The organism is Salinisphaera sp. (genome assembly GCF_002729955.1).
Lineage (GTDB): Bacteria > Pseudomonadota > Gammaproteobacteria > Nevskiales > Salinisphaeraceae > Salinisphaera.
In genome coordinates this window covers 15,896-25,586 of record NZ_PBYA01000018.1, presented here as the reverse complement: position 1 = coordinate 25,586, position 9,691 = coordinate 15,896, and the positions used below count along the sequence as shown (strand labels likewise).

Annotated in this window: 9 protein-coding genes; 6 read left to right on the top strand and 3 right to left on the bottom strand. The window is 64.6% G+C overall.

Annotated elements, in window-relative coordinates; translation table 11 throughout:
• Positions 1 to 185 precede the first annotated feature (185 nt).
• On the top strand, positions 186 to 974 hold the full coding sequence (locus CMN27_RS04960) for an alpha/beta hydrolase (protein ID WP_293624500.1): 789 nt from the start codon (positions 186 to 188) through the stop codon (positions 972 to 974).
• Between the two features lie 506 nt (positions 975 to 1,480).
• Here CMN27_RS04960 and CMN27_RS04955 read toward each other — a convergent pair.
• Together CMN27_RS04955 and CMN27_RS04950 are read right to left on the bottom strand one after the other, a co-directional pair.
• On the bottom strand, positions 1,481 to 2,368 hold the full coding sequence (locus CMN27_RS04955) for a phosphoribosylaminoimidazolesuccinocarboxamide synthase (protein ID WP_293624498.1): 888 nt from the start codon (positions 2,366 to 2,368) through the stop codon (positions 1,481 to 1,483).
• A gap of 72 nt (positions 2,369 to 2,440) precedes the next feature.
• Entirely contained in the window at positions 2,441 to 2,896 is a 456-nt protein-coding gene (locus CMN27_RS04950) for a CopD family protein (RefSeq protein WP_293624496.1), read from the bottom strand.
• A gap of 72 nt (positions 2,897 to 2,968) precedes the next feature.
• Here CMN27_RS04950 and rpe point away from each other — a divergent pair, with 72 nt between their 5' ends.
• Positions 2,969 to 3,655 (top strand): ribulose-phosphate 3-epimerase, encoded by a 687-nt coding sequence (rpe, locus tag CMN27_RS04945; protein WP_293624494.1) that lies wholly within the window; start codon positions 2,969 to 2,971, stop codon positions 3,653 to 3,655.
• 118 nt (positions 3,656 to 3,773) lie between these two features.
• On the opposite strand, the gene CMN27_RS04940 is transcribed toward rpe, so the two are convergent.
• The gene (locus CMN27_RS04940) at positions 3,774 to 4,811 is read right to left on the bottom strand and encodes an OmpW family outer membrane protein (protein WP_293624492.1); all 1,038 of its coding nucleotides are present in this window, start codon (positions 4,809 to 4,811) and stop codon (positions 3,774 to 3,776) included.
• A 731-nt stretch (positions 4,812 to 5,542) separates the two neighbouring features.
• Between CMN27_RS04940 and trpE the strand changes: the two genes are divergently transcribed.
• The 4 genes from trpE to trpC are packed head-to-tail and all read left to right on the top strand — an operon-like array spanning position 5,543 to position 9,553.
• The gene (trpE, locus tag CMN27_RS04935) at positions 5,543 to 7,090 is read left to right on the top strand and encodes an anthranilate synthase component I (protein WP_293624490.1); all 1,548 of its coding nucleotides are present in this window, start codon (positions 5,543 to 5,545) and stop codon (positions 7,088 to 7,090) included.
• Entirely contained in the window at positions 7,087 to 7,701 is a 615-nt protein-coding gene (locus CMN27_RS04930) for an aminodeoxychorismate/anthranilate synthase component II (RefSeq protein ID WP_293624488.1), read from the top strand. The genes trpE and CMN27_RS04930 overlap by 4 nt, the downstream gene beginning before the upstream one ends.
• A gap of 14 nt (positions 7,702 to 7,715) precedes the next feature.
• Positions 7,716 to 8,750, top strand: coding sequence for an anthranilate phosphoribosyltransferase (gene trpD, locus CMN27_RS04925; RefSeq protein ID WP_366515402.1), 1,035 nt, complete (start codon positions 7,716 to 7,718; stop codon positions 8,748 to 8,750).
• A complete protein-coding gene (gene trpC / locus CMN27_RS04920; protein WP_293624484.1) occupies positions 8,747 to 9,553 on the top strand; it encodes an indole-3-glycerol phosphate synthase TrpC in 807 nt (268 codons plus the stop codon). Before trpD ends, trpC begins: the two co-directional genes overlap by 4 nt.
• The last annotated feature ends 138 nt before the right edge of the window (positions 9,554 to 9,691 follow it).

Sequence of the window (9,691 nt, the reverse complement as noted above, 5' to 3'; positions counted from 1 at the left end):
AACCATCGCGTGCTGGAAGCGGTCTTTAAGCCCGTGGCAAGACCGCCGATAGACCGGTTGAATCCGCTACGGGGCTGCTGCAGCCGCACGCTGGCCGGGGTCTGGCTGTAGCCACAGTTGCCGGCCCCGGCGCCCGGTTGCATTATGAAGTTATTCATCGCTTACCTTTGCCGGAAGACCGTGTCATGACAGAAATAAGTGCCTCCAAGGCCACGCCCGAACCGGCCCCGCCCAGCAACGCTTTGTTGAGTACCGAGCTGCTGCGCAGCGTGGCCAGTCTTTCGCGGTTCATGCGCGTACATGGCTCATTGCGGAAATCGCTGCCGCGGGGCGAAGGCGATGTCGTACTCGTGCTGCCGGGGCTCGGTGCCGGCGACTGGTCCACCTGGCCGCTGCGCCGGCTGCTCGACCAGATCGGCTATCGCGCCTACGGCTGGGGCCAGGGAACGAACTCCGGGGCCCGCCATCTCTATGCCGGTGCCGCCCAGCGCTACGAGCAGCTGCGCGATACCGTGGGTGGGCCGATCAGCATCATCGGCTGGAGTCTCGGCGGTGTGTATGCGCGCCGGCTTGCCAAGGACTATGCCGCGGATACCCGCTGTGTGATCACCATGGGCTCGCCGTTCGCGCATGCCCCCAGCGGCTCGAACATCGCCCGGCTGTATCGGCGCCTGCATGGGCACTATCCCGGCGGCGACGATCGCGCCAGCCCGCGGATGGTGGCGCCGCCGCCCGTGCCCACGAGCTCCATATTCAGTCGAACCGACGGCGTGGTGCCCTGGCAATCCTGTCAGGAAGTCGCCGGCCCGATCGCCGAGAACATCGAAGTGACCAGCAGCCATTGCGGCCTGGGCCACGACCCGGCGGTAATTTTTGCCGTGGCCGACCGTCTCGCCCAGGCACGCCGGCCGGTCTGGAAACCGTTCAGGGTATCCGGCCGACTGCGTCGAAAACTGGACCTGGGTTTCGCCTGATACCTGACCCGGCGCGCCGCCGAGCTGCCGGGGCGCCCTCGACATGCTCGCGGCGACCGACAGGCGGCGAAAAACGGCGCATGACGCCAGCGGCCGGGAAAGGCTTGCCGGCTCGTTCGATCCGCCTTCTAGCGCTATCACCATTTTCGCGTCTCCCCGCACGATGATGTCTTCGTTGTCGTGTTCGACCGTCCCCGCTTCTTCGACAGGGTTCATCCCATTAGGGCATGTCATCGATAGCACAGCGGCATCTGTATAACTACTGACGTTCTGCGCAATGGACTGATTGCGCAGCATGAAAATCGCCCCTCGAACCGCCGGAAACCCAAAGGGGCATTGGCTTTCGGTGGTTCGAACACAGGCGCGGAACGATAGCCGAATTCACCTCAATTCGACAAGATTTCTTTTCGCACTTGGGAAAAAATTACCCGCCGTGCGCAAAACGCAGGCGGGTATAGGGCAGATTAACGTCGGGGGCGGCGGCCGCCCAACGACCGCCGATCAGTTCAGTCGGAACCTGCGAGACGAGTCCAGGCTTCGCGATACTTGGCGGCCGTGTTGTCGATGATCTGCTGCGGCAGGCGCGGGCCGGGGGCAGTCTTGTCCCAGTCCAGCGTCTCCAGATAATCGCGCACGTACTGCTTGTCGAAGCTCGGCGGGCTCATGCCGGTGGCATAGTCGGATACCGGCCAGAAACGCGAGGAATCCGGGGTGAGTACTTCGTCGATGAGCACGAGCTGCCCGGCCCCGTCGACGCCGAACTCGAACTTGGTATCGGCGATGATGATGCCGCGTTCGCGTGCGTAGGCGGCCGCATTGCGGTAGATCGACAACGTGGCGTCGCGCACCTCGGCCGCGCGCTCAGCGCCGATCAGTCCGACGACCGCCTGGAAATCGATGGCTTCGTCGTGCTCGCCGGCCTCCGCCTTGGTGGAAGGCGTGAAGATGGGTTCCGGCAGCTGCTGTGCCTGTTCGAGTCCGGCCGGCAGCTCGATGCCCGAGACCGTGCCGGTGGCCTGATAGTCCTTCCAGCCGGAACCGATGATATAGCCGCGAGCCACGGCCTCGACCGGCAGGGCATCCAGACGTTTGACCAGCATCGCTCGCGAGCCGACCTGCTCGATTTCGGCGTCGGTCAGCACCTCGGCCAACGGCATGTCGGCCCGATGATTGACGATATCGTTCGCAAAGCGGTCGAACCAGAAATTCGAAACCGCCGTGAGCACCTTGCCCTTGCCCGGAATGGGGTCGGGCAGGATCACGTCGAAGGCCGACAGCCGATCCGTGGCCACGATCAGCAGATGGTCGTCACCCACCGCATAGACATCGCGCACCTTGCCGCGCATGAGCAGCGGCACGCTGTGCAGGTCGGACTCGAATAAGGTATCGGGCATGGGGCTAGGGCCGCTGCGGCGTTGGCTGAATGACGGCCGCGATTCTAGCAGCGCCGCTGCCCCGATCGGCCATCAGGCCAGCCAGTAACGCCCGCCGGTGGCGATCACGACCACGACCAGGCCGAGCACGAGGTTGATCGCCGCGAACAGGCGCAGCTGGCTCATCGCCCGGCTGGCATCGGCCAGCGCGCCGGCCGAAAGCGCCACGCGCACCCGCCGCCAGGGCGAGAAGAACATATGCCCGAACAACAGAAACATCGCCCAGCCCAGCAGCTGCATGAGGTGGATATAAAGCGGCGCGCTGCCCATGCCCCCGAGCATGAAGATCATAGTGTTGCCGGTAACCAGCAGCACGATGATGGCAATCCATACCCACAGAAAGAAACGTCCCATGGCAGTGGACAGCAGCGGCAGCCGATCGGCCAGCGGAACCGATGAGGCCGCCGGGCGCAGGATGCCCACCAGAAAGAACAGCCCACCCACCCAGATCACGGCGGCGAGGGCATGCAAGGATAGAAGAACGCTCATTCAGGCTCGACTGACACAGAACAATCCGCAAAGCGTAAACTAGCGCCGCTATTCGATCCACGGTTTTAAGCCATGCCCCGTTCCTCGCGCGCGCCGCTCATCGCTCCTTCGATTCTCGCGGCCGACCTGGCCGCCCTAGGCGATGAATGCGAAGCCGTCATCGATGCCGGCGCCGACTGGATTCATTTCGATGTGATGGACAACCACTACGTGCCGAACCTGACCTTCGGCCCGCCGGTGGGCGCAGCCCTGGCCAAGCGGCTCAAGGCCCGCCATCCGAACGTGCCCATCGACGTGCACCTGATGGTCAAGCCGGTGGATGCCATGATCAGCGCCTTCGCCGAGGCCGGGGCAAGCTCGATCACCTTCCATCCGGAAGCCAGCGAACACGTCGATCGCAGCCTGCAGCTGGCGCGGGATGCCGGCTGCAAGACCGGGCTGGTATTCAACCCGGCCACCCCGCTGGAATGGCTGAAATACGTGCTCGACAAGGTCGATATCGTGCTGATCATGTCGGTCAACCCGGGCTTTGGCGGCCAGGCCTTCATCGAGGAAGCGATCGGCAAGATCGCCGAAGCGCGCGAGATTATCGACGCCTCGGGCCGCGATATTCGCCTGGAAGTGGATGGCGGCATCAAGACCGACAACATCCGCCGCGTGGCCGAGGCCGGCGCCGATACCTTTGTCGCCGGCTCGGCGATCTTCGGCCAGCCGGATTACGCGAAAGTCATTGCCGACATGCGCGCCGAGCTGGGCTGAGCGGCCCGAGGCGGCACGCCACCCGGCTGCTTGAGGAAGCTCATCACAACCTGTCGCCGTCGCTCCGTCTGTGAGGACTCGAACGCGAACCGAGAGAGGTTATACAGAGCTGCCCTGGTCAAAACCGATAGCCGACCCCGGCGCTGTAGATCATGGCGTTGATTTCGAGCTCGATATCGGCATCGCCCACGGCAATATCCCCGCCGTAGCCGAGCAGGCCGAGCGTATCGGCCAGGGCGGCGTTGTTGAGACGGACGTTCACGTCCGACAAGTGACTTTTCACCGTCGCACCACCGATATAGCGGGCATCCAGAAAGCCGAAGAACCCGCCCTGGGGCGAGCCCACGTCCACCCCGGCCTGCAGGAGATAGCCCGGCGTCGACGACACGTCGAAACCGGGATCGCTCACCTCGGTGAGCACGTCGTTGCTGATCTTTGCGTTGTAGTTGTAGAGATACACCCCGCCCGCACCGATATAGGGGCGCACGAAGGCATCCGGAAACGGATGATAGGTGAGCGTCATCATGATCGGCAGGCTCTTCACGCTGCCGAGTTCCTGCCCGAGCGGCGGGATGCCTGTATCGAGCAGGCCGGTGGCCGAATTCACGGCCGAGCCGAGATCGCCCAGCGTCTGCCCCAGCGCCTGTTCGAGCACGCTGTCGCCGGTCACGAGGTTGGCCAGATCAGCCGTGGGCGCCAGTGAGCGATCGCGAAGCGCGCCCGGCTGGGAGACAAAATCGATATCGATCGGCTTGCCGATGATCGTTTCCAGCGACAGATGTCGCCCCGTACCCGGAATGTTGTAGCCGATACCGACAGTGGCGATCGCCTGGTTCGCGATGGTGGCCTTCGCACCCGCGATGGGGCCGTTGTCCACCGCAAGCGATGCCGGGAACTCGACGCCAGATAGAGTCAGCTCCGTGCTCTTCAGGGCGCTGAAATCCAGATAGGACACCGCCGGCTTGAGATAGAGCCTGTCCTGAATGAATCGATCGTAGAAACCATCGTTCGACGGCTCGCCGCCGTCGCCGCCGCCAATCGAGGGCGCGACTTCCTCATCGCCGGCTCGAGCGATGCGGTGAGGGCCCATTCCGGCAATGGCAACAAGACACAGGGCGATCGCCCATGCCGCGGGGCGAACGTTGATAACAGGCATGACAGTCTCCTCCTGGACATGAGTGCACGGCCTCATTCCTCGCTGCCTGTTATCCCCCACGACGACACGCCATCTTGAAACCGCACAAGCATTTGTTTGTGCACTATTTATTCTGCCGATGACGACCAGCCGACCGGCAGAAACCTATCACCGTCCGTTGTTCGAAAACAATTGTTTTCAAATGCAAAGTCGGCTTTGTGCGGCCAGGACCCTTTGGCTACGCGGTTTTCACGCAAAAACCGCAACGAAAATTTCCCGAATCACGCCGGGGGTGTGCGACCCATTTCGACGATCTGCGCAAAATATTCTTTCTTAACAGCCCTCTCCAGGGGGTGCACGATCGCGGCTACGCCCATCCGTTGACCGCCATGATGAAAGCCCGGCGGCGTCGGCGAGCGAGCGTGCCCCCGCGCTATCGCATCGCGTGCGCCCGCCGCCGTCGCTTTGTGCCGCGCCATCCCGCATCCGCGACCCGGCCGCCGACTTGGCAAGCCCGGCCAGATACGTCAGCATTGGCCCACTACGGCGTATCAGACGCCCGAGACGAACGACGACCGACATGACTTCGAATCGATTCAAGAACACCGCCAACCGCGCCTTCGATGCGGCCTGGCGATGGCGGGAAGGCAACCGGCGGGGCTGAAAAGCCCGGGCATGCCCTCGCGCGTATTCCAACCGGCCACCCGGCCGAGTGAGCGCGCACTTCTTGCGATTTTCGATCGAGTGATTTCATGAACAATTCGTCTTCTTCCAACCGCGAATCCGCCCATTCGCTGCACCACCCGCGCGTGCCGCTGGTGGTCGAGGCTCTGGCCGATCTCGACACCCCGTTGTCGACCTATCTGAAGCTGGCCGATGCGCCCTATTCGTTCCTGCTGGAATCGGTTCAGGGCGGCGAGCGCTGGGGCCGGTATTCGATCATCGGCCTGCCCTGTGCCGAGCGTATTCGCGTACGCGGCCGCAGCCTCGTTCACGAGCGCGACGACGCCATCGTCGAACAGATCGAGACCGATGATCCGCTGGCCTGGATTCAGGCCTTCAACGATGCCCGGCCGCTCCCACGCCTGCCCGAACTGCCACGTCTGACCGGCGGGCTGGTGGGCTATTTCGGCTACGACACCATTCGTTATATCGAGCCGCGCCTGGCCGCGGGCGGCGCCGGCAAGGACGATCCGCTCGATCTGCCGGATATCCTGCTGCTGATCGCCGAAGAGCTGGTCATCTTCGACAATCTCTCGGGCAAGCTCTATTGCGTCGCCCACCATGTCGAGGGCGACAGCGAAGACCGCGAACGCGTGGCCGAACGGCTCGACGCCCTGCTCGACCGGCTCGAACAGCCGCTGACCACCAGCACGACCCGCGCCAAGGCCGGCGACACGGCGGCCGAACTGCTCGACGACAGCCGTTTCGTCTCCGGGCTGACCCAGGCCGGTTACGAAGACGCGGTGCGCCGCATTCGCGACTACACGCAGGCCGGCGACGTGATGCAGGTGGTGCCCAGCCAGCGCCTGTCGGCGCCGTTCAACGCCGAGCCGATGTCGTTGTATCGAGCGCTGCGCAGCCTGAACCCGTCGCCCTATATGTACTACTTCAACTTCGGCGATCACCACGTGGTGGGCGCCTCGCCGGAGATTCTGGTGCGTGCGATGGACGGCGAGGTCACCGTTCGCCCGATCGCGGGCACGCGCAAGCGCGGCGCGAGCGATGCCGAGGACGAAGCGCTGGCCCAGGACCTGCTCGACGACCCGAAAGAGATCGCCGAGCATCTGATGCTCATCGATCTCGGGCGTAACGACGTCGGCCGGGTTTCGCAGCCGGGCAGCGTGAAGCTCACCGAACGCATGGCCATCGAGCGCTATTCGCACGTCATGCATATCGTGTCGAACGTCACCGGCAAGCTGCGCGACGACCTCACGCCCATGGACGCGCTGCGCGCGGCCTTCCCGGCCGGCACGCTTTCGGGCGCGCCCAAGATTCGGGCCATGGAGATCATCGACGAAATCGAGCCGGTCAAACGCGGTGTCTACGGCGGCGCGGTGGGTTATCTGGCCGGCAACGGCAGCATGGACCTGGCGATCGCCATTCGCACCGCCGTGCTCAAGGACGGCGAAATCCATGTTCAGGTCGGCGGCGGCATCGTGGCCGACTCGCAGCCGAACGCGGAATGGGAAGAAACCATGAACAAGGCCAAGGCGGTGATGAGAGCCGCGGCGATCGCCGAGCGCGGCCTAAGCACGCGTGCCCAGGCCAGCACGCCGGGCAACGGGGGTGAACAATGATTCTCATGCTGGATAACTACGACTCGTTCACCTACAACCTAGTGCAGTACCTCGGCGAGCTCGAAGCCGAAGTCCATGTGGTACGCAATGACCAGGTCACGGTCGAGGATATCGAGGAACTCAAGCCTGCCGGTATCGTGGTTTCACCCGGCCCCTGTACGCCGGACGAAGCCGGCGTATCGGTCGAGCTGATCCAGCGTCTGGCCCATCGGCTGCCGATCTTCGGCGTGTGCCTGGGCCATCAGGCACTCGGCCAGGCCTATGGCGGCCAGGTCACCCGTGCCCGCCAGGTCATGCACGGCAAGACATCGGTGATTCGTCATACCGGGCGCGGCGTGTTCGAAAACCTTGATGACCCGCTCACCGCCACCCGTTATCACTCGCTCATCGTTGCCCGCGACGGGCTGCCGGACGACTTCGAGATCACCGCCTGGACCGAAACCGAAGACGGCGAAATGGACGAAATCATGGGCCTGATCCATACGCCCACGGGCGCCGAAGGCGTGCAGTTCCATCCCGAGTCGATTCTGTCCGAACACGGCCATGAAATGCTGCGCACCTTTCTCAAACGCTGTGGCGAAGGCCGGCCGCATACGGGAGATGCCCAGTGATCGACAAGGAATTGATGAACCACATCGTCGCCGGCCGCGATCTCTCGGCCGAGCGCATGCACCAGGCGATGACCGCGATCATGACCGGTCAGGCCACCGAGGCCCAGATCGGCGGCTTTCTGGTCGCCATGCGCATGAAAGGCGAAACGGTGCCGGAAATCGCGGCGGCCACCGCCGTGATGCGCGAACTGGCCACCGATGTGCCGGTCGACCCGGCGTTGACCGACCAGCTGGTGGATACCTGCGGCACGGGCGGCGATGCCGCCGGGCTGTTCAACGTCTCCACGGCGGCGGCGTTCGCGGTGGCCGCAGCCGGCGGGCATGTCGCCAAACACGGCAATCGTTCGGTATCGAGTTCGTCGGGCAGTTCGGACCTGCTCGAAGCCGCCGGCGTGTCCATCGACACCTCGCCGGAACAGGTCGCCGAATGCATTCGCCGGCTCGGGGTCGGCTTCATGTTCGCCCCGGCCCACCACGGCGCCATGAAATATGCCGTCGGCCCGCGCCGCGAGCTGGGCGTACGCACCATCTTCAACATCATCGGCCCGCTCACCAACCCGGCCGGCGCCCGCAATCAGGTGATGGGCGTGTTCAACGGTCATCTGTGCGAGCCGTTGGCCCAGGTGCTGCAGCGGCTGGGCAGCCGCCACGTCATGATCGTGCACGGCGAGGACGGCCTCGATGAACTCTCGATCAACGCCCCCAGCCGGGTCGCCGAGCTGAAGGACGGCCAGATCACCACCTACAAGATCGCCCCCGAGGACGTGGGCCTGGAGCGCGGCTCGCTGGACGGGCTTCGCGTGAAGTCGGCCGAGGAAAGCCTGGCGATCGTACGCGACGTGCTCGCCGGCAAGGCCGGCCTGGCCCTGGACATGGTCGCCTTCAATGCCGGTGCCGCGCTGTATGTATCCGGCAACGCGCCCGATATCGCGGCCGGCGTGGCCAGGGCGCGCGAAGTGCTGCTCAGCGGCGCCGCCGGCGAACGCATGGCTGCGCTGTCCGAACTCACCCAGACGATGACCGGCCGGGCCGGCATGGTGAACGCATGAGCATTCGTACCACCGATACGATTCTCGATCGCATCCTTGCCCGCAAGCGCGAAGAGATCGACGACTTTCGTGCCCGGACCTCGGCGGCCGAGCTGAAGGATGCAGTCGCGCGTGCCCCGGCACCGCGCGGCTTCGCCAAAGCGCTCGAGGCCAAGGCGCCGCGGGCGGTGATTGCCGAGATCAAGAAGGCCTCACCCAGCAAGGGGTTGATTCGCGAGGATTTTGACGTTGCCTGGCTGGCCGAACGCTATGCCGCCGGCGGGGCCGCCTGCCTGTCGGTGCTCACCGACCGGGACTTCTTCCAGGGCGACGACGACTTCCTGGCCCTGGCACGACAGGCCTGCGAGCTGCCCGTGCTGCGCAAGGACTTCATCATCGACACCATTCAGGTCGACCAGGCCCGGTCCATGGGCGCCGACTGTATTCTGCTGATCGCCGCGGCGCTGAATACCGAACTCATGGCCGAACTGGCCGCTCGCGCCTTCGAACTGGGCATGGACGTGCTCGCCGAAGTGCACGACAGCGAAGAGCTCGAACGCGCGCTGGAACTGCCCGAACGCACGATTCTCGGCATCAACAACCGCGATCTGCATACCTTCGAGACCACGCTGGATACCAGCATCGACCTGCGCGACACCATCCCGGCCGGTCGGCCCGTGGTCAGCGAAAGCGGCATCCATACGCCGGCCGATCTGGCCCGCCTGAGCAATGCCGGCTTCGGCGCGTTCTTGATCGGCGAATCCTTCATGCGCGAACCCGACCCCGGCGAGGCACTGGCCGCGTTGCTCAAGCCCGCGCAGTAACGGCTCGCGCCAGCGTTCAGCGCACAAGGCGGGAGACCCGCGCAGGCGCGGAGCGCCGCCGTGTCGGCGCGCGGCGCACTTTTTTCTGACAGCAACCGACCCCATGGTCGGGCTACCGTATCGACCATCACGATCTCG

Coding starts and splice junctions, on each gene's coding strand:
- trpD (WP_366515402.1), top strand. CDS start 7,716: ATGAACCACATCGTCGCCGGCCGCGATCTCTCGGCCGAGCGCATGCAC.
- CMN27_RS04940 (WP_293624492.1), bottom strand. CDS start 4,811: ATGCCTGTTATCAACGTTCGCCCCGCGGCATGGGCGATCGCCCTGTGT.
- CMN27_RS04930 (WP_293624488.1), top strand. CDS start 7,087: ATGATTCTCATGCTGGATAACTACGACTCGTTCACCTACAACCTAGTG.
- CMN27_RS04960 (WP_293624500.1), top strand. CDS start 186: ATGACAGAAATAAGTGCCTCCAAGGCCACGCCCGAACCGGCCCCGCCC.
- trpE (WP_293624490.1), top strand. CDS start 5,543: ATGAACAATTCGTCTTCTTCCAACCGCGAATCCGCCCATTCGCTGCAC.
- rpe (WP_293624494.1), top strand. CDS start 2,969: ATGCCCCGTTCCTCGCGCGCGCCGCTCATCGCTCCTTCGATTCTCGCG.
- CMN27_RS04955 (WP_293624498.1), bottom strand. CDS start 2,368: ATGCCCGATACCTTATTCGAGTCCGACCTGCACAGCGTGCCGCTGCTC.
- trpC (WP_293624484.1), top strand. CDS start 8,747: ATGAGCATTCGTACCACCGATACGATTCTCGATCGCATCCTTGCCCGC.
- CMN27_RS04950 (WP_293624496.1), bottom strand. CDS start 2,896: ATGAGCGTTCTTCTATCCTTGCATGCCCTCGCCGCCGTGATCTGGGTG.